At 54.4% G+C, this 25,420-nt stretch carries 19 protein-coding genes, 1 tRNA gene and 1 rRNA gene; 8 read left to right on the top strand and 13 right to left on the bottom strand.

Annotated elements, in window-relative coordinates; all coding sequences use genetic code 11:
- The first annotated feature begins 2 nt into the window (after positions 1–2).
- The 3 genes from rrf to EJ361_RS07175 all read left to right on the top strand — a co-directional run bounded on the left by rrf (position 3) and on the right by EJ361_RS07175 (position 2,140).
- Positions 3–114, top strand: a 5S ribosomal RNA gene (gene rrf / locus EJ361_RS07185).
- A 475-nt stretch (positions 115–589) separates the two neighbouring features.
- Positions 590–799 carry a hypothetical protein gene (locus tag EJ361_RS07180; protein WP_126244748.1) on the top strand — a complete coding sequence of 70 codons (210 nt, stop codon included), beginning with the start codon at positions 590–592 and terminating at the stop codon, positions 797–799.
- Between the two features lie 189 nt (positions 800–988).
- Positions 989–2,140 carry a J domain-containing protein gene (locus EJ361_RS07175; RefSeq protein WP_126244746.1) on the top strand — a complete coding sequence of 384 codons (1,152 nt, stop codon included), beginning with the start codon at positions 989–991 and terminating at the stop codon, positions 2,138–2,140.
- Here the strand turns inward: EJ361_RS07175 and EJ361_RS07170 are convergent.
- The 3 genes from EJ361_RS07170 to EJ361_RS07160 all read right to left on the bottom strand — a co-directional run bounded on the left by EJ361_RS07170 (position 2,140) and on the right by EJ361_RS07160 (position 4,033).
- Positions 2,140–2,213, bottom strand: a tRNA-Thr gene (locus tag EJ361_RS07170). The two genes, EJ361_RS07175 and EJ361_RS07170, sit on opposite strands and share 1 nt — an antisense overlap.
- A 63-nt stretch (positions 2,214–2,276) precedes the next feature.
- Entirely contained in the window at positions 2,277–3,332 is a 1,056-nt protein-coding gene (gene obgE, locus EJ361_RS07165) for a GTPase ObgE (protein ID WP_205686948.1), read from the bottom strand.
- A 113-nt stretch (positions 3,333–3,445) separates the two neighbouring features.
- The gene (locus EJ361_RS07160) at positions 3,446–4,033 is read right to left on the bottom strand and encodes an adenylate kinase (protein WP_126244742.1); all 588 of its coding nucleotides are present in this window, start codon (positions 4,031–4,033) and stop codon (positions 3,446–3,448) included.
- A 360-nt stretch (positions 4,034–4,393) separates the two neighbouring features.
- Between EJ361_RS07160 and EJ361_RS07155 the strand changes: the two genes are divergently transcribed.
- Positions 4,394–7,384, top strand: coding sequence for a glycoside hydrolase family 3 N-terminal domain-containing protein (locus tag EJ361_RS07155; protein ID WP_126244740.1), 2,991 nt, complete (start codon positions 4,394–4,396; stop codon positions 7,382–7,384).
- 136 nt (positions 7,385–7,520) lie between these two features.
- Here EJ361_RS07155 and EJ361_RS07150 read toward each other — a convergent pair whose 3' ends face one another.
- The 3 genes from EJ361_RS07150 to EJ361_RS07140 form a co-directional block, all read right to left on the bottom strand.
- Positions 7,521–7,988, bottom strand: a complete 468-nt coding sequence (locus EJ361_RS07150) for a hypothetical protein (RefSeq protein WP_126244738.1) — start codon at positions 7,986–7,988, stop codon at positions 7,521–7,523.
- Between the two features lie 401 nt (positions 7,989–8,389).
- On the bottom strand, positions 8,390–10,171 hold the full coding sequence (locus EJ361_RS07145) for a RagB/SusD family nutrient uptake outer membrane protein (protein WP_126244737.1): 1,782 nt from the start codon (positions 10,169–10,171) through the stop codon (positions 8,390–8,392).
- Positions 10,172–10,181: 10 nt separating this feature from the next.
- Positions 10,182–13,271 carry a SusC/RagA family TonB-linked outer membrane protein gene (locus EJ361_RS07140; protein ID WP_126244735.1) on the bottom strand — a complete coding sequence of 1,030 codons (3,090 nt, stop codon included), beginning with the start codon at positions 13,269–13,271 and terminating at the stop codon, positions 10,182–10,184.
- Between the two features lie 582 nt (positions 13,272–13,853).
- On the opposite strand from EJ361_RS07140, the gene EJ361_RS07135 reads away from it, so the two are divergent.
- The gene (locus EJ361_RS07135) at positions 13,854–14,492 is read left to right on the top strand and encodes a hypothetical protein (protein WP_126244733.1); all 639 of its coding nucleotides are present in this window, start codon (positions 13,854–13,856) and stop codon (positions 14,490–14,492) included.
- A gap of 11 nt (positions 14,493–14,503) precedes the next feature.
- Here EJ361_RS07135 and EJ361_RS07130 read toward each other — a convergent pair whose 3' ends face one another.
- The 7 genes from EJ361_RS07130 to rlmD form a co-directional block, all read right to left on the bottom strand.
- Positions 14,504–15,112 carry a DNA-3-methyladenine glycosylase family protein gene (locus EJ361_RS07130; protein ID WP_126244731.1) on the bottom strand — a complete coding sequence of 203 codons (609 nt, stop codon included), beginning with the start codon at positions 15,110–15,112 and terminating at the stop codon, positions 14,504–14,506.
- Between the two features lie 11 nt (positions 15,113–15,123).
- On the bottom strand, positions 15,124–16,620 hold the full coding sequence (cysS, locus tag EJ361_RS07125) for a cysteine--tRNA ligase (protein ID WP_126244729.1): 1,497 nt from the start codon (positions 16,618–16,620) through the stop codon (positions 15,124–15,126).
- An 86-nt stretch (positions 16,621–16,706) separates the two neighbouring features.
- A complete protein-coding gene (locus tag EJ361_RS07120; RefSeq protein WP_126244727.1) occupies positions 16,707–17,786 on the bottom strand; it encodes an endonuclease/exonuclease/phosphatase family protein in 1,080 nt (359 codons plus the stop codon).
- 157 nt (positions 17,787–17,943) lie between these two features.
- Positions 17,944–19,014, bottom strand: coding sequence for an endonuclease/exonuclease/phosphatase family protein (locus EJ361_RS07115; RefSeq protein ID WP_126244725.1), 1,071 nt, complete (start codon positions 19,012–19,014; stop codon positions 17,944–17,946).
- 71 nt (positions 19,015–19,085) lie between these two features.
- Entirely contained in the window at positions 19,086–20,045 is a 960-nt protein-coding gene (locus EJ361_RS07110) for a rhomboid family intramembrane serine protease (protein WP_126244723.1), read from the bottom strand.
- A 42-nt stretch (positions 20,046–20,087) separates the two neighbouring features.
- Positions 20,088–20,945, bottom strand: coding sequence for a rhomboid family intramembrane serine protease (locus tag EJ361_RS07105; RefSeq protein ID WP_126244721.1), 858 nt, complete (start codon positions 20,943–20,945; stop codon positions 20,088–20,090).
- A gap of 59 nt (positions 20,946–21,004) precedes the next feature.
- Complete coding sequence (gene rlmD, locus EJ361_RS07100; RefSeq protein WP_240646568.1) at positions 21,005–22,381, bottom strand: 23S rRNA (uracil(1939)-C(5))-methyltransferase RlmD; 1,377 nt, start codon at positions 22,379–22,381, stop codon at positions 21,005–21,007.
- Between the two features lie 72 nt (positions 22,382–22,453).
- On the opposite strand from rlmD, the gene EJ361_RS07095 reads away from it, so the two are divergent.
- From EJ361_RS07095 to EJ361_RS07085, 3 genes are all read left to right on the top strand, one after another.
- Positions 22,454–23,857, top strand: coding sequence for a TlpA family protein disulfide reductase (locus tag EJ361_RS07095; protein WP_126244717.1), 1,404 nt, complete (start codon positions 22,454–22,456; stop codon positions 23,855–23,857).
- 124 nt (positions 23,858–23,981) lie between these two features.
- Positions 23,982–24,653 carry a porin family protein gene (locus EJ361_RS07090; protein WP_164714117.1) on the top strand — a complete coding sequence of 224 codons (672 nt, stop codon included), beginning with the start codon at positions 23,982–23,984 and terminating at the stop codon, positions 24,651–24,653.
- Between the two features lie 81 nt (positions 24,654–24,734).
- Complete coding sequence (locus EJ361_RS07085; protein ID WP_126244713.1) at positions 24,735–25,349, top strand: porin family protein; 615 nt, start codon at positions 24,735–24,737, stop codon at positions 25,347–25,349.
- Positions 25,350–25,420: the final 71 nt, after the last annotated feature.

Below are 25,420 nucleotides of genomic sequence, written 5' to 3'. Positions count from 1 at the left end.
CTTATGGTGGTTTTGCCGAGGGTGTTCACCTCTTCCCATTCCGAACAGAGAAGTTAAGCCCCTCATGGCCGATGGTACTGCACTATCATGCGGGAGAGTAGGTAGCTGCCATATTTATTGGAAAAAGGTTCAGGAGCAATCCTGGACCTTTTTTTATTTATACCCATCCCGGAATGTACCTCTACTTTGCACTTCCCCTGTGGATAATTCGCCCTCAAAAGCCCGCAGCCCCTCAAAATAGCGCGCCATAAATATGCAATACACATTGTAATTGCACTTACCGTACAAATGTACCCTTACTCCAAACACAACTTCTATCCGCCGAAAAACACGCGCTTTTATTTACCCCCTGTCAAATACGACGGCATCACCGGATGATGTACTGTTCCTGATCGCCAACTTGCCCGCGAAATTTTGTAGCCGCGACAACGATGCCGATTTGAAAATGACCACATACGCCACCCCGGCAACTTGCCGAACAGGATTTCCTCGCTGATAAAAAAGCAGTATTCCGGAATAGAAACACGCTCAACTATCCCGATAGCGAAAGGAAAAAGTCGGAGGTAAAGCGCATCTAAAAAGAGGATGGATGATTTTGGCCGATGAAATCGCCTCTTTTCTGCATGTCTCCGGTAGCGGTGAAGACCTGAATGGAACGGAGGACTGGCTTTTCCGGAAAGATTCGCAGGAAGGAACGGAGAAAGTACTGCATCGTAACGGCGATATCGCTTTGAAAATCTTTCAGGTGCAGTTGAATTTCGGAATTGATGTGGATAACTTCCCCTGCTGCCTCGGTTGAATCGTTGCCGATCTGCCGTATCTATACATCTCCGGCTTCCCATCGTCCTTACAATTATTCAACACCCTATATCGTTATCCGGATAGTAAAAAGATGCGGTCGTTTATCACCGGCTACATCCAACGGTACGAAATCATGCTGTCTGAAAATATTAATTTTATAAAAGACGAGGGCTTGTAGACTACCATCATGCCGACACTATACCAGGTTTTGGGCGTCCCGGAAAATGCGGCGCCTGCGTTCATCAAAGGTGCTTTCCGGAAGTTGTCCATGCAATACCATCCGGACCGCAATCCCGGCAATCCCGCCGCGGAGGCCCTTTTCCGTGAAATCCTCGAAGCATATCGCATCCTTTCCGATCCAAACGACCGCCTGCGCTACGACCGCCAGCTCGCCTGGAGCCGCGTGCCCCCCGTTCCCACGGCCACACAAACAAAACAGCATACACCGCCACGGAATCAACCGGCTGGCGGATACCGGAACCCTGCTCCACCGCCCCCTCACGCCGCGCAACCACCGCGCACCATGCCCCTGAAATTCATGGGCATCGTGTTGGGTGCCTTGATTTTGCTTTTCGTAGGGTTGTACAATTTCGGCCCGAAACCCAAAGATGCGATTCTGCCGGAAATCGAATATAACCCGCAAAACGTTGCGAATCTGCCGAAAGGCGTCTCCCCGGAACAGCACGTCCTGTTTGCCAACGGCGATACTACCACATACGGGGAATGGCACGAATCCATCTCGCACCACACCGTCAACGAATCCTGGCAGTCGTTCGGCGCACAGGGTACGCCGGCGCTGTTTGTCACCATTTATTTTACGCCAGACAGGCATACCTATTGCGATTTCGTTTTCCTGGAAGATGGGGAAGGCACTTTCAGGCAGGTGTTTCGCTACCACGGCGGTACCTATAAAAACGGAACGCTCGTCCAGCTTTTCTTCGGAAGGGACGTGGAGCCGGAGAATTGCGGTGATTGTGAAGCGGACGACCTCCCCAATCCCGGGATTACCGGAATTTTCCTCCGCGAATTAACGGAAGGCTACCGTTTTGAAAACGCGACCCAACGCCATGAAAGGAAGATCCGGCAGAACCTGGAATGGTTGGCCGCCAATGCGGATGTGGTGGATTTCGGGCCAGGCGGGCTGCAGCGACAGTTTCTCCGGCAAATGCTGACATGGCATTTCCTGCATCGTGCGGATGCCTCTGCCGAAGAGGTTTTTAGGGAATATTACCAACGACCGGATGTGGATAAAGCCTGGGAAGCGATCGCCCGGCTGATTAAAAATTATGAAAACAAAATAGCCTTCGATGTTGCATTGCTGCATTCGAAGGCTATCTGAGCCACCCATCGGAATCGAACCGACGACCTGTTATTTACGAAACAACCGCTCTAACCAGCTGAGCTAGGGTGGCAGGTGGTGCAAAAATAATGTCCGGAACGAAATAAATTACTATCGCACCCAAAAAAAACTTTATTTATACCTCCTCGTTTTCCTCCTCATCTTCTTCATCGTCTTCCCGCATCGCTTCGCGAACGTTATCTGCTTCCACGGAAAGCGCGTCCCACAGGATGTCTTTCAGCTGCTGCAAACCCGCTTGCGTGACCGAGGAAATGAAAACATGCGGCACATCGGCGGGCAGTTCCGCGGAGATGGCTTCCTGAAGCTCTTCGTCGAGCATATCGCTTTTGGAGATGGCGATGAGGAATTGTTTATCGAGAAGTTCGGGATTGTATTGTTCGAGCTCGTTGACGAGGATGTCGAATTCCTTTTTGTGATCGGGGCTATCGGCGGGGATGACGAACAGCAGCACGGCATTCCGCTCGATGTGGCGGAGGAACCGGTGGCCGAGGCCTTTGCCTTCGTGTGCGCCTTCGATGATACCCGGGAGATCGGCCATGCAAAACGAGCGATCGTCGCGGTAATGCACCATGCCGAGTTGGGGCGTGAGGGTGGTGAAGGCGTAGTTCGCGATTTTAGGCCTGGCGGCGGTGATGCTGGACAGGAGGGTGGATTTGCCGGCGTTGGGGAAACCCACCAGCCCGACGTCTGCCAACACTTTGAGTTCCAGTACCTTCCATCCTTCAAGGCCGGGTTGGCCCGGCTGGGCGTATTCGGGAGCCTGGTTGGTGGCGCTTTTGAAATAGGCGTTGCCGCGGCCGCCCTGGCCGCCCGGCATGAAGATGATCTCTTCGCCGTCTTTCATCACTTCTGCCTCCACTTCGCCGGTTTCTTCGTCGCGCACGATCGTGCCGAGGGGCACTTCGATCACGATATCTTTCCCGTTGTGGCCGGTGCAATTGTCGCCGCTACCGTTCCCGCCGTTTTCGGCGAGCACGTTTTTGTACCAGCGAAGGTGCAGCAGCGTCCACAGTTGGGAGTTTCCGCGGAGGATGAGATGCCCGCCACGGCCGCCGTCGCCCCCATCTGGACCGGCAAGCGCCTTGAATTTGGTGCGCATAAAGTGCCTGCTGCCGGCGCCGCCGTGGCCGGATTTACAGAATACCCTGATATAGTCTACAAAATTCTCCATGATTCAATATTTGCCTGCTTCGGTGTTGGCCGGGAACAAAAGCAAAACGCAAAGATCGTAAAGTTTGGCTTTACCTGATCTTTGCGTTGTAAATATGATGCAAAACGGGCTGGCTACACGCGCACGCCCATCAGATCGTCGATTTCTTTGCTGAGCGATTCGAAAATGTTTTCGATGGTGCCTTCGCCCTTGATTTTCTTCAGTTTGCCGAATTTGGCGTAGTGATCGGCAACGGGAGCGGTTTTGTTATGATACTCCACGATGCGTTTTTTCACCACCTCTTCGCTGGCATCATCAGAACGGCCGGAGGTATGACCGCGCTCCAGGAGGCGGCGAACCAGCTCATCTTCAGGTACTTCGAGGCTCAGGACGGCGGAAATGGCCGTTTTCTTGAGGGTCAGCAGCTTGTCTAACGCTTCCGCCTGGGCGGTGGTACGCGGAAAGCCGTCGAAAATGAAGCCGCGGGCTTCAGGATTGGCGTCCAGCTTGGAGGAGATCATGCCGATCACCACCTCGTCGGGCACCAGTAAGCCCTGGTCCATCACCTTCTGCGCTTCCAGGCCGAGCGGCGTTTTTGCCGCGATCTCGGAGCGCAACAGGTCGCCGGTAGACAGGTGAATCAATCCGTACTTTTCGATAATGTTGGCACTCTGCGTTCCTTTCCCGCTGCCGGGAGGGCCAAATAGAATTAAATTGACCATGTGTTGCTGATAAAAATTGACCGCAAGCAATAGGCTTGCGCTTGTTTACAGGTTCGTTCGCGATGCTTCTTCTTACAGTCTGCGCCCTAAAAAGGTTCATCCATCAACGGGCCGTAAGGTGCAAATATAATAAGAAATTGAATGAGTTGGTAATTTATATTGTAATTACTGAATTCTGGCGAATGTATCAGCCAAATTAATAAAGATAATTCAAGAAAAGAAGGAAAAACGTAGACGACGATTAAATCAATCCATCCCAATTCGACCATCCGTCCCAAAGATATATTCGAATAATGCAATGCGTTCGCCGTCAGTCAATTCCCGCTGGTGGATGCACAGGATTTTTGTTATGTTTATGACATGATGAGATTATTAACGGTAGCAGGGCTGAGCGGATTGCTCATGGCCGCTTCCGCCCGGCCGGAAAGCTTCCTCGAGAAACCATCCATCCAAACGGACAACACCATGCAGGCGCGCCCGGGCCCCGGGCCGGCCGAACGCTGGGTCGACAGTGTATTCAATTCACTCAGTCATGAAGAACGGATCGCGCAGCTGATCATGATCCGCGTGCATTCCAACCTTGGGGCAGACCATGTTGCCGCCGTTCTCAACGATATCCGCAACGTGAAAGTAGGCGGGATCGTGACGTTCCAGGGCGGACCGGGGCGGCAGGCCCACCTCGTCAACCGCCTGCAGGCGGCCAGCAAAACGCCGCTGCTCGTAGCGGTAGACGGTGAATGGGGGCTCGGAATGCGGTTCGTGGACAGCGTCATCGCTTTCCCGCGGAACCTGATGCTGGGGGCGGTGCAAGACAGTGCGCTCATTTACGAAGTGGGCAAGGCGATCGGCGAACAATGCCGGCGGATGGGCATCCAGTATAACTTCGCGCCCGTTCTCGATGTCAACAACAATCCCGAAAACCCCGTGATCAACGACCGATCTTTCGGGGAAGACAAATACCAGGTGGCGCGCCTCGGCGTGGCCATCATCAAAGGGATGCAGGACGTGGGCGTGATGGCCTGCGCCAAGCACTTCCCCGGGCATGGCGATACCGACGTGGATTCGCACCACGACCTGCCGGTGATCCGGAAATCGCTGGCCAGCCTCGACTCCCTCGAACTGTATCCCTTCCGCCGCGCCATCGAGGCCGGCGTGGCATCGGTGATGATCGCCCATCTGAACGTTCCCGCGATCGACAACAAGCCCAACACCCCCACATCCATCTCCTACAAAACCGTTACGGACATGTTGAAAAAAGACATGGGCTTCGACGGGATCGTGGTGACCGATGCACTGGAAATGCAGGGCATCCGCAAATATTACAGCAACGGGCAGGAATCGCTGCAGAGCCTCCTGGCGGGGAACGACCTTATGGAACTGCCGTCCACGGCGCGCGGGAGCGTGCAGGCCATCGCAACGGCCATCCGGAAGGGACAGATCAGCCGGGAAGAAGTTTACCGCCGCGTCAAGAAAGTGCTGCGCTCCAAATACGATGCAGGACTGGCCTCCCTCCAGCCCATCGATGCCCGCAACATCGCAGCAGACCTCAACGCGCCGGTGCTCCCTCTCCGCCGCCGGATCTCGGAAGAGGCCATCACCGTACTTCGCAACGATAATCACCTCCTGCCCGTATCCACCGTTCCCGGCCAGCAGAAAATAGCCGTGGTAGCCGTGGGGGTAGACGGCGGCAACAATACCTTCCTTTCCGCCGTGCGCGCCCACCGCCCCGATGTGGCGGGATACGTGTTCAGCCCCAGGCAAACCGAAGCCCAGGTGGCCGGAATGGTCAAAGTGCTGAAAAGGGATTACGACGCCGTGATCATCGCACTGCAGCATTACAGCCGCAGGCCTGCGAACAATTACGGCATCACCCGGGCCGAAAGGGCCGTCATCAACCAGATACAGGAAGAAATGCCCGCCGTGACGGTCGCGTTCGGCAACCCCTACGCCATCCGTTATTTCTGCGACGCGCCCACGGTCATCGCGGCATACGAAGACGATAGCATCACCCACCGCGCGGCGGCAGACGTGATTTTCGGTAAAACGCAGCCGAAAGGGAAGCTGCCCGTTACCGTATGCGAGAATTTCCCCTTCGGTACCGGGCTCACCAGTCTTGTCCCCGAAACTCCGGCCGTGACGGCGGCAACCATCGACCCGGAAAGCGTGGGTATGAAAAGCGCCGTCCTGCAAAGGATCGACTCGCTGGCATACGACATGATCGCCCAGGGTGCGGCACCCGGATGCCAGGTGCTGGCGGTGAAAGACGGCAAACTCGTCTACCATAAAAATTTCGGTTTTTACGATTACAGCCAACGTGAAAAAGTGACCGACAGTTCCGTGTACGATCTGGCTTCTGTCACTAAAATCTGCGCTACCACGCTGTCTGTGATGCGGTTGTACGACGAAGGCAAGTTGCGTCTTGATGCTACGCTGGGCGATTACCTGCCCTGGGTGCGCGGGACGGACAAGGCAAAACTCACGATCCGCGACGTGCTCCTTCACCAGGCGGGCCTCGTAGCCTACATTCCCTTTTACAAGGAAACGCTCATGCCCAACGGCTGGCCCGACACCTTGCTGTTCGCCCCCCAGCAGGATTCCCTGCACACCGTACGGGTCGCGGAAAACCTGTATATGGAACGCCGGTACGAAGACACCATGTTCCGCCGGATACTCGACAGCAGATTGCTGCCCGCGGGCCGCAGGTATATTTACAGCGATAATGATTTCATTTTCCTCGGGAAGATCGTGGAAGCGCTTACCGGCCAGCATCTCGACCATTACGTGCGCGAAACTTTCTACGAGCCCCTCGGCCTGCAGACCACAGGCTTCGAGCCGAGGAGCCGGCTGGCGCTGAGCCGTCTGGTTCCCACGGAATTCGAGTCCAATTTCAGGGTGCAATGGATCCGTGGGGATGTGCACGACCCCGGTGCCGCGATGTTCGGCGGCGTGGCCGGCCATGCAGGGCTGTTCTCCAGCGCCAGCGACCTGGGCGTGCTGGTCCAGATGCTGCTGAATGGCGGCGCGTATAACGGGACCCAGTTCATCCGTCCTGCCACGATCCAGATGTTCACGGGGTATCATTCCGGGATCAGCCGCCGCGGGCTGGGGTGGGACAAGCCCGAGAAAGACAATGCCACGCGGAGAGACCCTTATCCCTGCAAGTCTTGCTCCCCGCAAACCTACGGCCATACCGGGTTTACGGGAACCTGCGTGTGGATAGACCCGGCGAAGAACCTGGGGTTTATATTTTTAAGCAACCGGGTTTGCCCGAACGGGGGAACGAATTACAAGTTATCGAGCCTGAAGGTGCGGGAGAATATGATGGAGACGTTATACCAGGCAATGCTGTAGGAAGAAGATTTTCGATAAAGGGACGGGGCCGGTATTACGCCGGCCCCGTTGTTTTTGGTGTTAACGAAACAGGCAGCCGGTGAGCGGGGTCACGGGCTGCCTGTGGGGAACATGGGGCTGGAAGAGCCAGGGGTTATTATTCGACAGACACGGCGCGGTTTACCATGTACTGCGTTTTGATAACAACGGATTTTTCCAGTTTATTTTTTCCATTTCTGATTTCGAAGGTATAGTCGCCGTCTTCCAGCTTCTCGAGGTTGTAGCGGCCAACAAACCGGGATGAATTCAGGTCGAGCGCTTCTTTGTGAAGCGTATTGTTGTACCCGTCTTTGATGTAAAGGGTAAGTTTGTCTTGCATGGGATTGTCGATCTGCACGATGAATTTCAGGCCGCGGGCGCCTTCCTGTGCGATGTCGATCCTGCATCCTCTTTTTACCATATAGTTGGCGTCTTCAGGGCCTTTCTCTGCGCGGGTTTCGCGGTTGGCCGGCTCGGTGGCGTAGGCGAAAGCGCTTTCCTGCGCGAGGGCTTGCATCGAGATGCCGATGATCAGTAAAACCGTCGTGATAAATCGTTTTGGAGCTGCAACAAATGTCTTTTTCATTTCTTGGATATTTTAATAGTTAACTTTCTCTGGTTTCGTAAGTGTCTTTCTTTTTGACACCACAAAGGTCCAGCCTTGTCGTTAAGCCATCATTAAGCGGGCATTAAGTAAATGTGAGCAGATCGTTGATTTTTTGTTATCGATAGGTAATTGCCTTGGTAAATTGCTCGAACGGTAGATCGTTTTGGAACGGGGTATCGGAACTGTCTGTAAGCTGCTGACGGGCTAAAGTTGTTAATCGTCTGTTAATCGGGAAAACGAAAGTACGATTTAACGCTATACAAAAATCAAAACGGAAAGATTTTTTTTCGTAAGGATAGCGTACCAAATACACGAACGCCGCCGGCCGGAGGGGCCTGGCGGCGTTCGTTCGCTATTGTCTTGTAATTGATAACGGCTTGTTAATTATAGCCGGGGTTTTGCTTGATTTTATCGTTCCTCCGGATCTCCGCCGCCATGATCGGCACGAGGTAGTGCTTGTCGGAGAAAACGCGGTCTTGCCCGCTGTTCACTACCTTGTACGACCAGGTGTAAGTGGTGCCGTCGGGGTTCAGTTTCCCGAAGATCTCGATCCCGTTCGCGGGGCCGGTGAATGCGGTTTTGGCGATCATCCAGCGGCGGGCGTCGTAGTAGCGGTGGTCTTCGAACGCAAGCTCGTAGCGGCGCTCGTAGCGCATCGCTTCCCGGAGCGCATCGCCTGTAACCGTATTGGCCAAAGCCGGCATGCCGCCACGGGTACGGATTTGATTGATCAGCGGGCGCGCTTCGTCAAACCTGTTCAGCTCGATCATCGCTTCGGCCGCGTTCAGCAAAATCTCGGAATAGCGGAACCAGGGCCAGGCCTGGTCGCCTCGGAAGAATTGCGCGTCGAGCGTAATGTCCATGAACTTGCGGATGTAATATCCGGTATAGGTGCCGTTCCAGTTCTCGATCGCACTGGCGCGCGTGTCGAGACCGTTTTGCACAACGATCGCGCCCTGTGCATTTTTCTTTTCGAATTTACCGGTCTGGATTTCACCTACAGGATCGAGGGCGATGGCATCCGCCGGACGTTTCTTCCATTTCGCGCCGTTATACAAAATTGTTGCGTAGAAGCGGGGATCGCGGTTTGCGTAAGGGTTTGCCGCATGCGCGGGATTGGCCCAGCTGAAAGCGGATCCGTCCGCCATCTGGTATCCGGATACGAAGTTTTCCAGGGGAACGTTGCCGCCCCAGTTGTGGTACCCGTTCGGCCCGTTGTACAAGTCGTGCGAAGTGCCCTGGAACTGGCGGTTGAAATACCGCGCGAAAATGATCTCCGGATTATCCTTGTCCAGAAACACGCGGGTATAGTTGTCGGTAGCGTTGGACGTGGGTTTGTAGATGGAGAAAACGTTCAGGTCGATGATCGCCCTGGAAGCGTCGAGGGCTTTCTGGTAGCGTTGGTCCTGCGTGGCCGGGGTCGCGTTCACATAGCCGCGGTACGCCTGGTCGGCCGGGATGTTCGGCTGGTTGAAAAGATCGCTGGCGGCGAACGTGAGAATGCGTGCTTTCAGGGCCATGGCGGCGTATTTGGTGGCGCGGCCGGGCTGTTCGTGCTTGGGCGGGAGGATGCCTGCCGCCTTGTCGCAATCTTCCACGATGAAATTCACGCATTCTTCAAACGATCCGCGGGCGATGAGCATTTCATCCCGGTTTTCGAGCGAGTACGGTTTCTTCACGAGCGGAACGCCGCCCCAATATCTCACGAGGGTGTGATAAAAGAACGCGCGGAGATAATGCACTTCCCCGATGAGCCGCTGCCGCTGGGCTTCGTCCGTAAACGGCACTTTCCCGATCATTTCGAAGAAAATATTACAGTTACGGATGGCGCGGTAATATTTCTCCCACTCGCCGTACCGGTCGTTGAACGCACCAAGATCGTCGGGCGAAAGCGCATCGGTTACCGCCGTTTGGGTCCCGTAGTTATGGATAAACCGGCTTTCGTCCGATACCGAGCTGAGCATCACTTCGGTAAAGCCATGCCGCATTTGCAGGTACAAATTGTTGACGTAAGCCACCACCAGCGGAGGATCTTTCCATACGTCTTCGTCGCTGTAATCGTTCAGCGGCTTTTTATTCAGTATGTCTTTGTTGCAGGCAGCAGAAAACAACGTCATCGCCGCAATAAGCATATATGTAAGGTGTTGAATTGTTCTTTTCATGACGCTTGTTTTAGAAGGTGAGGTTCAGGCCAACGTTGAAGATGCGCGTTTGCGGATAGAATTGTCCGCTGCCGGAGGGCGATTCCGGGTCAAAGATCTTCACCTTGTCGAACGTAATGAGGTTCTGTCCGCTCACGTAAATCCGCAGGTCTTCGATGCCGGCGCGTTTCCGGAGGCGTTCGGGGATGGTGTACCCCAGTTCCACCGTCTTCAGTCGCAGATAATCGGTATTCCAGAACCAGAAAGAGTTGGGACGGCTCACCCAGTACTCACGGTCACGGTCGTACGGCCGCGGCATGGAAGCGTCGAGGTTGTCGGTCGTCCAGCGGTCGTTAGCGATCTTCATGGGGAAGTTCCCGATGAGGCCGGATTCCGTCCGGATGTACTGGCTCGATCCGGTGGCGCCCTGCCACAGCATCGTCACATCGAAATTGCGATAATTGGCCGCCAGCGTGAGCCCGTAGTTCCAGGTCGGGTATTCTGAACGGTCGATGCGCATGCGGTCGAGGTCGTTGATCACCCCGTCTCCCTTACCGTCTTTGGTGGGTAAGTCTTCGAAGATGATATCGCCAGGCCGTGCGCCGCCTACATGTGGATAACTGTTTACGTGGTCGGCGTCGCGGAAGATGCCGATAGCGCGGTAATAGAGCGGTGCGCCGATCTGTTTGCCGGTCACTTTCTGCCATTCGGGCGTGTTCGGCGCTTCGTCCCAGTTCACGATCTTGTTTTTGGCGTGGGAAATGTTCGCCACGATTTCGTAGGTGAACTTGTTCACGGTGCGCTTGTGGGTGATGTGCAGGTCCACGCCTTTGTTCTTCACTTCCCCGATGTTTTCATCCGGCAGCGTCATGCCGGTATACAGCGGGATGGAAGCCTGGCGCGGCGCCAGGATGTCTTTTCGGTGCGTGAAGAAGAACTCCGCTTCCAGCCCGATCAAACCGTTGAACAGCTTCGTTTCCAGCGCGATGTCGGTGTTGTTGGACCGCTCCCAGGTGATGAACGGGTTGGGAATGGTAGACGGGTTGATGGCGCTGTTGGGCGTGCCGCCGAAAACGGGCCCGTTGGCGATGATGTTGTAAGTCTGCACGTACTGGAATGCCTTGATGAGGTCGTTCCCCATTTGTCCGTAAGACGCGCGGATTTTGAAATAATCCATCGTGGAACCGAACGTCGATTTCCAGAACGGTTCGCTGCTCAGTACCCAACCGGCGGAAACGCCGGGGAAGAAACCGAACCTGCGGCCTTCGGGGAAGTTCTGCGACCCGTCGTACCGCCAGTTGAAATCGAACAGGTATTTTTCGGAGTAGTTGTAGGAGAAACGGCCGAAATAGTTCAGGCGGGCGTATTCGAAGCCGCTGCCGCTATTGTCTTTCTCGTCGTTGGAGCCGGCATTGATCTGGTCAACGGAACCGGAGAGATAATACTTCCGCTTCAACCATGCCGCATCGCCGCGCTGCTCGCTGCGTTCTATCGCAACAATGCCGCCCACGTTGTGTTTGCCGAATGCGCGGATATAGTTGATCTTCCCATTCAGGGTGATGTTCTGGCCCTGGTTGAACCATTCTTCCAGTTCGGGGGCGGATACACCGCGGTTGGAACCGGAAACTTTCGGTTGGCCGTTCTGATCGAAACCGTTGAAGGAATACAGCGTCCAGGGCTTGATGAAGCGCTTGTTGAAGTTGAAAGACTGGTCCAGCGCAAAGTTGGCGTCGAGGAAGAGGCCTTCCACCTGCGGGATGTACAGTACGGCGCCGAGGTTGCTGTTGAGGATGTAGGTTTTGTCTTTCTGGTACCCGATGGCGTTGGTACTGGTTACCACGGGGTTGTCGCCGTATTCGATATCGGGGCCGGGCAGTCCGTTGGGCCAGACGGCGGCTTCTGTGGGCCGTCCGCGAAGGAGGGCGCGGAAGATGGAACCGGCGCTCCTCGGCGGGAAGTTCCTGTCTTCGAGCCGGCCGGCCACGTCGAGGCGAACGGTGAAGTATTTGTTGACGTTCGCGTCGAGGTTGATGCGGACGTTATGCTGCCGGTATTTGGTGGCGCTTTCCTTGAAGATCCCGTCCTGGAAAAGGGTGCCGAGGGAAACGAAATAGATGAACTTGTCTGACCCGCCGCGCAGCGAGAGATCATGACGGTTCTGGCTGCTGAGGGGCTTCACCACTTCGCCTACCCAGTCGGTGTTGGGATGCGTCCAGGGGTCGGAGCCGGAAGCGAACTTCTGGATGTCCTGGTCGGTGAAGGGTGCCGTTCCGCCTGCATTGACGTTGATTTCATTCACGATCCTGGCATACGTAGGGGCATCGGCCATTTCGGGAATACGCGTAGGTTGGGTGAAAGCCTGGTTGAAGCTGTAGCTCAGTGTAGGCTTGCCCGTTTTACCGCGCTTGGTTGTGATGAGGATAACGCCGTTGGCCGCGCGGGAACCGAAGATGGCGGCGGATGCGTCTTTCAGCACCGAAATGTTCTCGATGTCGTTCGGGTTCAGCCGCTGGAACCCGTCGCGGGGAATTCCGTCGATCACCACGAGCGGATCGGAGTTGTTGAAAGTGCTTCGGCCGCGGATGAGGATGCGGGAACCATCGTAGCCGGGCTCACCGCTGTTGTTGAGGGCCATCAGCCCGGAAACGCGGCCCACCAACGCGTTGGAAACGTTCACGGTCGGCGCCTGCTTGATTTCTTCCCCCTTCACCGTGCTCACCGAACCGGTTTTGGTCACTTTCTTGGTAACGCCATACCCCGTTACCACGTACTCGTCGAGCTGACTTTCCGTTTCCTTCAGGGTGATGGTGACGGAGGAAGCGCCATTGAGCGGGTACTCCTGGGTTTCGTACCCGATAAACTGGATCACGAGCACGGAATTGGGCTCCACGCCAGACAGCGTGAAGTTCCCTTTTTCATCTGTAACTGTCCCTTTGGTAGTGCCTTTCAATACTACCGTTACGCCGGGGAGGGAGACGTTCTTGCCATCCCTGATTTTTCCCCTGACCGTTTGCTGGGTAGTTTGCTGGACAGATTGGGCGTGGGAGACGGGCATGTCCCCTGAAAAGACGGCGAGCACAGCCATGAGCATGGCTCCGCCATAACGTGGAATTCTTCGCATAACTGTAACGTGTTAGGTTTCGTTCAAAAAAATAGTAACGGGTATCGATTCAATAATTACCGATGCAATTCGTCAATGATATATTCACTGTGTCGTATCAACTCATCGTTGAAAATTCGTGGAATGCTTGAAGCATAGCCATGGGCATGGCTTTGCCGCAACGAGGAATGTTTAGCATAATTTTTTCTGTTTAGGTTTATTCAAAAAATGGCCACTGTATCGATTTAGATCCTTCTAATTACAGATGCAAGAATTCACTGTTATTACTATTGCATCCATATCATACAACCGGGCAACAAATCGGGCTACACTTAAACGGGTCTGGCTGTCTGTCGGGAAAAACGTGGAGGCGGACAGGCCTCCGGGAAAGATAATGGCGTGGCCAAAAGCCTGGCACAGCCGTAACGTGGAAAGTTTCGCATAACGTATCGGGTTTCGTTCAATAAATAGATTAACGGGTTCGATTCAGATTTCAGGAGTTAAGTTATCAAGATTTTCTTTAAATATTTTCTAAATAAGTGTAAGATGGACATAATAAAGTTTAGAAAATATCCGGTAACTTAGTCTTGATACTGCATATTCATGAAAGCGAGACTCTTACTGACTGTGGCCGTATTGACATTTTCGGCCTGCACCAAGGAAAAAAGCAAGGAAACGCCTAATAAGGGTACAACCTGCGATTATGCGCCCTACTTCACAGGCGCTACGTTTTCATATAATACGGTAGACGGGTCTGCCGATACGCTGCGCTATTCGCTCCTCGTAAAAGGCGACTCCATGATCAACGGCCAGCCCTGGCGTGTGCTCGAAGATGTGGACATGGGCGAAAAATCCCTTTTCCGCTGCGGCGGGGGAGAATATGAAACCATGGCCGATTTTTCAGACATCCCCGGTGCGCCGGCAGATAAATTCCACACTGTTTACCTCCGCGATAACCTGCCGCCCGGCGGGTCGTGGAATGAAACTATCGCGGTCGATATTCCCATTCTCGGGAAAGTCGACGTCACCGTTACGCACACCATCATCCAGAAAGGATCGCCTAAAACCACCAAACAGGGGCAAACTTTCGAAGATGTGATAGGCGTCAGGACGGAAGCATCCATTCCCCCGGTTTATCCCGCACAGGAAATATTCACGAATTTCTACGCGAAAGGGGTAGGCCTCATCCAGCTGGAAGGCCAGACAGACACGACGTACATAACATCGTACGTTTTTCCTTGATTGTCAGTTTATTATTCACCATCCTTCCAGGCCCAGAGGTACCGGCACGCGTGTGAACGGTAGGGCGCCCATTTGGCAGACAGTTCCAGCAACCGTGCGCGGTGCTGCTTTTTGTCGGAGTGGTCGAGCTTGTACAGCCGGGTCATGGCTTGCTGAATACCGAGATCGTCGGGAGAGAATATGTCTTCACGGCCCAGGTAGAACATGAGCAGCATTTCTACGGTCCACCGGCCCACGCCCTTGATGCGGGTGAGGTAGGCGATCACTTCTTCGTCGCTCATTTTGTGAAGGCGCGCGTCGGTCAGTTTTTCTTCGATAACGAAGCGGGCCACGTTGTGGACGTAGGAGACTTTGGCGTTGGAAAGCCCGATGGCGCGGAGGGTTTCGGGCGGGGTGTCGAGGATTTGCCGGGGCTTGGGTTCCTTGCCGCCGTAAAGCGCCAGGAATCTGCCGTAGATCACCTCCGCCACGCGGACAGACAACTGTTGGCTCATGATGGAGCCCACGAGCTTCAGTGCGATGTTTTTCCGCACCGGCAGTATTTCCAGCGGGGCGGAGACGATCTTTTGCAGTTTTTTATCCTTACGAAGATGTTGAATGTAAACTTCGTGCGGTGTCATGTTGTGAACGGTTAATCGATGGCGTAGGAAACGGTCCCGTCTTTCTCGTCTTTCAACTGGATGCCGATGGCCTGCAGCTGGTTCCGGATTTTATCTGACGTTGCGTAATCCTTGCGGCCCTTGGCTTCTTTCCGGATGTCGATCAGCAGTTGCAGCACGCCGTCGAGCTTGCCGGTGTCGGCGGTTTCTTCGGAACGCATGCCCAGGATGTCTACCAGGAACGTTTGCCAGGTGGTTTTGAGCAGGGCGAAAGTGGATTCGCTGAGCTCGTGCATTTTGATCTGACCGCCGCGGAGCGAATTCACGATGGGCGCCAGTTCGAAAAGATTGGCGAGCACGCGGGCGGTGCTGATGTCGTCGCTCATGGCGGTGGCGCAATCGTCGCAGAAGTCACGCACCTGCTTGTCCAGTTCATCGTTGATGGGGCTTCCGTTGCCGGCGTATTCCAGTTTCTGGAGCGTTTCGAAGGCAGACCAGAGGCGGGCCAGCCCTTTTTCCGCGGCCTGCAGGGCTTCGTTGGAGAAGTCGAGCGTGGAGCGGTAATGGGTCTGGAGGATGAAGAAACGGATGGTCATGGGGCTGTAGGCCTTTTCCAGCAGCGGGTGCGTGCCGGCGAAGAGGTCCGTGAGGCGGATGACGTTGCCGTAGCTTTTGCCCATCTTTTTCCCGTTGATGGTGATCATGTTGTTATGGACCCAATAGCGGGCCATCATGTCTCCATGCGCAACGGTGCTTTGGGCGATTTCGCATTCGTGGTGCGGGAACTGGAGGTCCATACCGCCGCCGTGAATATCGAATTGCTTGCCGAGGTATTTGCCGCTCATGGCGGAGCACTCGATGTGCCATCCGGGGAAGCCGTCGCCCCAGGGGCTGGGCCAGCGCATGAGATGCTCGGGCGGTGCTTTTTTCCACAGGGCGAAATCGACCTTGTTCCGCTTTTCGTCCTGGTTATCCAGTTCGCGGGTGGTTTCCAGCTGGTCTTCGATGACGCGGCCGCTGAGGATGCCGTAATGATGCTGTTCGGAATATTTCTTGACGTCGAAGTACACGGAGCCGTTGGCTTCGTAGGCGAACCCGTCGTCGATGATCTTTTTGATCATCTCGATCTGTTCCACGATGTGGCCGGTGGCGGTGGGCTCGATGCTGGGTTGGAGGTTGTTGAACTGTTCCATGGCCCAGTGGAAGAGGTTGGTGTATTTCTGCACCAGTTCCATGGGCTCCAGTTTTTCCAGCAGCGCGCCTTTGGCGATTTTGTCTTCCGCATCTCTTCCTTCTTCCTCAAAGTGCCCGGCGTCGGTGATATTGCGGACGTATCTCACTCTGTAGCCCAGGTGCAGCAGGTACCGGTACAGCACGTCGAACGTGATGAACGGGCGCGCATGGCCGAGGTGGGATTCCCCCGAAACGGTGGGGCCGCACACGTACATGCCCACGTGACCGGGATACAACGGTGTGAATACTTCTTTTTGTCGGCTTAGGGTATTGTGTAGTTTAAGCTGTTCTGACATATCAAAAGGTTCGAGGGGCGAATTTCGCATTTTATCACCCTAATTTCGAATTTTTTAGCCAAAAGCCGAAGACAAACTTATGAAGCTTATTCGTCCTCCCCGAACCGCAAATTCGTGATCACGGGGTAATGGTCGCTGAGATCGGTGGGGATGGTGCGGAAGCCGTGGACGGTAAACGCGGGATCCGCGAAGATGTAATCGATGCGCAGGGTGGGCGAGATGCCGGAGAAAGTTCTGCCCACACCGCTGCCTTTCTGCAGGAACGCGTCTTGCAGGTTGCCGCGGATGGTATAATAGGTATAACTGGCCGGGGTATCGTTGAAATCGCCGCAAACCACCACAGGATGCGGGCTCGTACGGATGAAATCGGCTACGATCACGGCCTGGCGGCTCCGGCGGACGTACGCGTCGCGCATTTTGTACAGGATGCCGCGCGTGGCCACGAGCCCCGTGTCTTTCTGGGCTTTCACTTTATTGATAGACTGGTAGTCTTCCTTGTTGAACCGGAAAGATTCGAGGTGCATGTTGATGATGCGGACCGTGTCTCCGTCCTTTAAGATGTCCGCGAAAATGAGGCTTTCGCCCAGTGGCCCGCTCGATAATTTTACTTTGTCGGACAGGATGATGGGGAATTTCGAAAAGATGATGCTCCCCCAGTGCTGGGAGCCGTTGCGGTTGAAATCGCTCGAAAAGAAACGGTGGGGCATATTCAGTTCCCGCGAAATATCTTCCCGGTTATTGAAATCGTTTTTCTTTTCGGAAGTGTAAAAATCCTGCAGGCACAACACATCCGGCTCATACCGTGCTATCAGCCTGAAAATGGAATCGCGCACGGGCTTGCTGTTCTTCGTACTGTACAGCCCGAAAAGCGCCACGTTGAAACTCATGACGTTGAAACTACCGTCGGGCCGGTCGGCCGTATCCCAGTTCTGCGGCCAGCGGATCGCCACGAAGGAGGAGACCGACTTCCAGCCGAGCAATATCGCTACCAGCGGGATGAGCGCATATTTGGGATGAAAGATGAGCCAGAAAATGAGGAAAAGCCCCAGGATGGCCAACAGGAAAGGAAACCCGAGGGTCAGGAAACTGATCGGCCAAAACCGTACCGGGGAAATGAGGGGGACCAGGCAGGCAAGTAGGAAAAAAACAACAACAAGGATGTTCACCGTAAGGAAAAAACCTTTTGTAAAAAGTCGTAAAAATTTCAACAGGTCAAATGTTTGGCTGCTATAAATTTAAATCATTAATTGACAATACGTTAATAAATGTAATGCCAAGTTGTGGAACAGCCGGTTTCGTATGCAAAATCTCTTTATTGTGTGATCACCGGCGCAAGGATAAACGCGCTGAAAGGGGAAAATGTTGCAGCAGGCGGCTCCTGTACACTTTCACGTCTTCCACCTGGAAACGCTCGTCGGGCAGCATGTAATCGATCCGCAAGGTGGGCGAGATGGAGGAGAAAGTCCTCCCCAGGCCGAATCCCCGTTCCAGCCAGGCGTCCTGTAGCCGGTTGCCGCGAACGGTGTGGTAGGTATAAGACAGGGGAACGTCGTTGAAGTCGCCCGTCACGATGATCGGTTCGGGTATTTTTTCCATTTCATCTTTCAGGATATTGGCCTGTTGGGCGATGAGCCTTTTGGTGAGCCGTCGCCCGCTGAAGGGCAGGATGGCCCGGCGGAAATTGTACTGGTCGCTGTTGAGCTGGTACGACGCGAAGTGCGCCACCAGCAGGCCCACCGTGTCGCCATGCACGAGGAGCCGCAGCCGCAGGAGGTCTTCGTCGCGGCCGTAACCGCCTTTGAACGGGATGCGTGCGGAGTCGATGATGGGGAAGCGGGAAAAGACGATGGTGCCGTAGTGCCAGGTTTTCCAGTTCACGAAATGCGGTGCGAAGTAATGGTAAGGATAATTGCCGGCTTCGCGGATGCGCTGGAGGTGCCGGTCGCGGTCGGGCCGGGTGTTGGTGTAGAACTCCTCCATACAAAGGATGTCTGGCGACGCTTCGCGGAGCACTTCGTCGATTTTATGGACGATGGGCGTGTCGGTTTTATATTTTTTCAACCCCATGCTGGAGGAGTTGAAGGTCATGACGGTGAATGATTTCGCGGAGGCGCCCACATCGCCCCGGATGCCGCCGAATGCGAAATAGGGGATAATACCGCGGACAGACAAAACCAGCGCCAGCAGCGGGATGCGCCAGTATGGCCGTTTCGTTTTCCAGAGCACGGCCATCAGTATGATAACGATGATCCAGAGAACGGGAAAGGCGAGGCCGGCAAAGCCGAAGGGCATATAATTTCGCGGTCTGGCGAGGGGGAGCCAGGCGGAGGCAACAAGCATCAGGGAAACGGAATAAGTGGTGACGCGGAGGTTCAGGAATCGGAACTTCTTCATGACGGCATGGGGTATGGGATGTTGAACAGCTAAAATAATAAAGCTGCCGCGATTTTCTGTATAAATCCGTGTTATTCTTCGTCGCGGCTGGCGCGGATGAGGATTTCGCGATCTTCGGGCGAGAGGCTTTCCATGCCCTGGTCGTTGATCTTGTCGAGGATTTCGTTGATGCGGTGTTCCGGAACATGGCCCACTTTTACGTAAGGCAGGGGCGTGTTGCGAGAGGGCGGCTCGGGAAAAGTGGCGCTTTCCTCAGCTTTGCGGCTCAACTTTTTTTTTGGATCGAAAATATGGGTGATGTTGTAAAAGAGGTCGAAAGATTTGTCGCCGAAGCGGCTGCCATTCCGCAGTGCCAGGGCGATAAAAGCGCCGGCGATGGCACCTCCGGTCATGTAGGCGAGATGGGTAAGGCTGCCCTGCTCGATGGATACTTCTCCCAGGGTGGCGGAAGCGATGTGTACTACGAGGAAAATCCCGAAGAAGATCCATACGGGCACTCCGCCGCGCCAGAGCTGTGGAAATACGCGGAGCCCCGGGGAAAGGAAGGTGATACCGGCGGCCATGGCCATCACACCTGCGTGCGCGCCCATGATGCCGGAACCGGCGGTTACGGGCGGGAAAACGCCTGGCAGTAAATTAACGGCGGCCATATACGTGGCGTATCCGGCGAAGCTGCCGATCACGTAAACGACGGGTATCTGTTTGTATCCGGCGCGCTGTTGCAGGATGGTGCCGAATACGAACAGCCAGACCATATTGCTGAAAATATCCCAGAAGTCGAGATGCGCGAACATCGCCGTGAGCAAGGTCCACGGTTTGGCAAGCAGGGTTCCCGGTGAGGCGGATACCATGGTGTTGGTCATGATGTCACGTACGAAATGCTGCTCCTGGTACCCTTCCATGAAGAAAATGATCTTGATGAAGTACAGGAGAATGAATACGGTAATATTCACCAGCAGAAGCTGGGTTACCATGTTCTTTTCTTCTCCGAGGGACAGGCCCGGCGTCCGCTCTTTTTCTGCTACTTCCATGGCGCTGGTGTTTGTATGCAAAAATACGATTTTAAAAGGTCATTAACTGCGGGGACGGCTTCGTTCCCGCCATATCTTCAGCAAAATGTACCCGAACAAAGCGCCGCCGATATGCGCGAAATGCGCGATGCCGTCGCCACTGTTCCGGAACCCTACGTAGAGCTCGAGGAGTATGTATCCGCCGATAAGGAATTTAGCTTTTATCGGGAATGGAATGGGTATGATAAACATTTCTACATTTGGGTACAGGTACCCAAACGCCAGTAACACTCCAAAAACCGCACCGGAAGCACCCACCATGCTCCCGTTCCGGAAAGCGTCCACCAAAAGGGAAACCTCATGCTTGGCCTGCCAAACAAGCGCATCCGAGTCTGGTGGCAGCTTTTGCCAGGCGTCAAGGAAGCCGTACCAGGATTCTTCCTTGTATTTTAAAGCGATATGCCGGAAATTTTCGAGGGTGGGCTGGTCGAAGAAAAGCTGCGCTTCTTGGGCGATGGTTATATTTTCCCAGGTAAGCACGAGTTCCTGGCACACGGCGGCGCCCAGGCCGCAAATGAGGTAAAAGTTGAGGAATCGCTTCGGGCCCCAGCGGTTTTCGAGGATAGACCCAAACATCCAGAGGGCGAACATATTCGAAAATATATGAAGGAACCCTTGCTTGAAGCCTTGCTGAAATCCGAAACGGACGCCGGAATCATCGTGCAGAAACATGTGCGTGATGAACTGATGGGGACGGAAGTGTTCGGAGCCCCAATATCTCAGCGCGAGGTAATCCGACAGGCGGATGCCATACATTCCCGGCAAAGCCAGCTGCGTAAGCCAGACAATGATGTTGATGATTATCAGATATTTGATGACCGTTGGTAAAGGCTGGAATCCGCCCATTCTCATCTCACTCATGACCGTTACTTATTCGTGATGTTTGCTGTCAATCTTTGTTACCGCTTCACGCTGCAATATTAATATCTGCGCTGCAGCAGCACTACGTTCTCGATGTGGTGGGTGTGCGGGAACATATCCACCGGCCTCACCCGTTCGATGGTATACTTTTCGGCCAGCAGGGCGAGGTCGCGCGCTTGCGTGGCGGGGTTGCAGGATACGTACACGATGCGCGGCGCGGCTACTTCGAGCAGTTTGGCCGTCAGTTTTTCGTGCATGCCTGCGCGCGGAGGGTCGGTAATAATGACGTCCGGCGCGCCATGGGCGGCAAAAAACGCATCGTCGGCAATGTCGATCACATCTCCCGCGAAAAATTCCGCATTCGTCACGTTATTCATGGCCGCGTTTTCTTTCGCATCGGCGATGGCTTCGGGGATGAGCTCGATGCCCACTACCTTGCCCGCCTGCCGCGACACGAAAATCCCGATGCTGCCGGTACCGCAGTATAAATCGTACACTGTTTCCCTGCCGGTCAGTCCTGCAAATTCGCGCGTCACTTTATATAATGCTTCGCCCTGGAACGTATTGGTCTGGAAAAACGATTTCGGCCCGATCTTGAAGGTAAAATTCTCCAGTTTCTCTTCCACATACCCTTTCCCGAACCAGGTTTTCGGCTCGAGATCGAAGATACTGTCGTTTTTCTTCGGGTTGATGGTGTAAAGCAGGGTGGTGATGGCGGGAACCTGTTCCTGCAGGTGATCGAGCAGGCCTTTCAGGGCCTCGTCTTCATGATGGACCACGAGATTGGCCATCACTTCGCCGGTGGAGCAGATGCGCAGCACGAGGTTGCGCAGCCATCCGGTTTGCTGGCGGATATCGAAATAAGACAGGTCATGCTTTTCAGCATAAGCCCGGATGGTATTCTTGATAAGATTTGCCGGTTCCTCCATGAGGTGGCAGGTCTTGATATCCAGCACTTTATCGAAAAGGCGCGGAATGTGGAAGCCGATCGCGTTGCGGCGGGGGATTTCTTCCCCTTTGGCCGGCATTTCCGCATCGGTCAGGTACGCTTTATTGGAAAAAGTGAATTCCAGCTTGTTCCGGTAACGGCGGATGTGTTCCGCGCCCAGGATCGGCTCCAGCGGCGGGAATTCGAGGTGGCCGATGCGTTTGAGATGATCTTCCACCTGCTGTTGTTTGTAAGCCATTTGCTGATCGTAGGGCAACATCTGCCATTTACAACCTCCGCAAATGCCGAAATGTTCACAGAAGGGCTCGGTCCGCTGGTCGGAATAGCTCCGGATGTGGGTGGCTTTGCCTTCCGCCCAGTCTTTTTTGCTTTTCGACAGCCGGACGTCTACCACATCGCCGGGCACCACGCCGCCTTCGATGAAGATCACCTTGCCGTCTACCCGTGCAAGGGCTTTGCCTTCTGCGGCATAGCCGGTTACAGGCACATTTTCAAGTACTACATTTTTTTTCCTCACGGGTGCAAAGGTAGGACGGTTTTATTTACTTTTATTCCTCCTATGCAAAAACTGCTAACTCTCCTGCTCGGCTGCCTTTGCAGCACTTTATCCCTTCATGCGCAGGGCTACCAGATCACCGTCAGTTTCCGGAACCCGCCGTCCGGCACCCTGTACCTCGGGCATTATATGGGCAAAACCACTTATGTAATGGATTCCGCGAAGATCAACGATCAGGGCACCGCCGTGCTCCAGGGCAAAGAAACCCTCCCGGGCGGCATTTACCTGGTCGTATTGCCCGGAAAGCAAAAATATTTCGAGATACTGCTCGATAAAAAGCAGCAGTTTTCCATCCAGGCAGACACGGCCGACCTCCTGGCCAACACGGTTTTTACCGGCAGTCCGGACAATGCCATGTTCTCCGATTACAACAAATTCATTCTCCACAATAGCCGCGAACTGCAGGCCAAAGCCTCCGCGGCCCGCACCGCGGCAGACTCCGCAGCGCTGCGCCCCCTGTCAGACGCATTCGGGAAGCAGCTCCAGGATTACCGGGCCAACGTTATCTCGAAGCATCCCGCGTCGCTGCTGGCCGCCATTTTCAAAGCCATGCGCGAACCGCAGATCCCCCCCGTTCCCCGGCGCGCCGACGGAACGGCCGATTCCACCTATCCGTACTTCTATTATAAAGGGCATTATTGGGACGATGTGGATTTGGGGGACGGGCGCCTCGTGCGCACGCCCATCCTCGAAGCCCGCCTCGAACGCTATTTCAAGCAGCTCGTGGCGCCGGTGCCCGATTCCGTGATCCTGGAGGCAGACAAAATCGTTGCCAGAACACGGAAGGATAAAGAATCCTTCAAGTTTGTGGTCTGGTGGCTGACCCATACCTATGAAACAAGCCCGGTAATGGGGATGGACGCGGTTTTCGTTCACCTCGTAGAAAAATATTACGTGACCGGGGAAGCGTACTGGTTGAGCGATGAGCTGCGCGACAAGATCATCAGCCGCGCTTATACCATCGCGCCGAACCTCATCGGCCAACAGGCGGCACCGCTGGAGTTGAAAGATACCTCCGCGCGGAAAACCAGCCTGTACGACATCAAATCCAAATACACCGTGATCGTTTTCTGGGACCCCACCTGCGGCCACTGCGTCACCGAAGTGCCGAAGCTCGACTCCGCCTGGAAAGCCAGCTGGAAAGATAAAGGGGTTACGATGCTGGGGGTGCGGACAGACGGAACGCGCGAAGAATGGACCAAATTCATCCGCGACAACAACATGGCCGGCTGGATCCACGCCTGGGACCCAGAATACAAAACCAACTACCGTAAATTCTACGACGTATACGCCACTCCGGTCGTTTACCTGCTCGACGAACGGAAAAAAATCCTGGCAAAACGCCTCGGCGTCACCCAATTAGATGAATTCCTGAAACGGGCCACATCCGGCGATAGCCGAAAGTAGTTGATTGTATGTAGATGATTTTCAGTTAGTTGATACGGTATTTGCCGCCTTTGGCACGTTCTTTGGAATGCACCTGTCATCACCAAATCCAAAGGTTATGACGAAAACGATGATCTTAACTTGTATGGCGATCGGAATCTCGGTTGCCGCAATGGCCCAGGTAAGAGTAGGTGTAAAAGGCGGTTGGAACGTGGCAAACGTTTCTGACGCAAACAGCGGTTCGGTCGATAAAAGCCGTTCGCTGAATTCATTCCACATCGGCGCGATCGCGGACCTTCCGCTGTCTCCCGTCCTCTCTTTGCAGCCGGGCGTTTTTTACACCGGTAAGGGCACAAAACTCGAACGTGGCGAGTCTGACGGCCTCAATTACTTCAAAACAACAACCGGCCCCCGCTACATAGAAGTCCCCGTAAATTTCGTCGGTAAAATCCCCGTCGGGCAAGACACCCGCGTTTTCCTCGGCGCCGGCCCGTATGCAGCATTCGGCGTAGGCGGTAAAAACAAATGGGAAACCACCGTGGCCGGTATTAAAACCTCCGGCGAAAGCAATATCAAGTGGGACGACGATACCCCGTTCAACGACGGCGATCCCAACAAGGGGTACGATAAATTCAAACGGTTCGATTATGGTGGTAACCTCCTGGCCGGTATCGAATTCGGGAATTTCCTGCTGTCTGCCCAGTACGGCCTCGGCTTCGGCAAAATCCTTTCCGGGACAGACAACAGTTCGGACGACAAGGGTAAAAACCGGGTCTGGAGCTTTTCCGTCGGCTACATGCTTGGCCGCAGCAAGTAAACAATTTGAACGGCATGGCAGTTTATTAGTCGAAACTTACATCCGTACTGCAACATTTTCCTAAAACAACAAAAATATATCATGAAAAAAGTTCTCTTGTCCGTTGCAGCCATGCTGATGGCAGGCGCTACATTTGCCCAGGTTAAATTCGGGGTGGTGGCAGGACCGCAGTTTTCCAGCCAGACGTATAAAATGAACGGCAACAAGGAAACCAGCGATTTATTGACCGGTCTTCGTGGCGGTGTTACGGTAGATCTTCCGCTGGCCGACGAATTTGTTATCCAGCCGAGCCTGCTGTATTCCGGCAAGGGCGGTAAGGAGAAAAACGGAAATTTCGAGGGCAAGATGCGCATCCATTACCTGCAGTTGCCGGTCAACTTCATGTTCAAGCCGGAAGTGGGATCGGGGAACCTGTACCTCGGCGCAGGTCCGTACTTCGCCATGGGCCTGGGCGGTAAACTCGAGGGCCAGGCATTCGGCCTCACGGGCAGCCGCGATATCGACTGGGACAATGACATCAAGCGTTTCGACGCGGGTGCCAACCTCCAGTTCGGTTACGAATTGCCCCAGGGCCTGAACTTCGGGCTGTATGCAGATCTTGGCCTGGTGAACATCCAGCAGAACGGCAACAGCGACAATTCCCGCCGCAATACCTCCTTCGGTGTGACCGTGGGTTACAAGTTTGCGGGCCGTTAACCGGCGCTTTCATCGCAACGCTCAATATTTAAAAAGTCAGGCGTGGATCGCATCCATGTCTGGCTTTTTTT

Source organism: Chitinophaga rhizosphaerae, assembly GCF_003958645.1.
In the GTDB taxonomy this organism is placed as follows: Bacteria; Bacteroidota; Bacteroidia; order Chitinophagales; family Chitinophagaceae; genus Chitinophaga; species Chitinophaga rhizosphaerae.
Note: the sequence above shows the minus strand (reverse complement) of the source record. Positions and strands in the feature narration are given on the sequence as shown.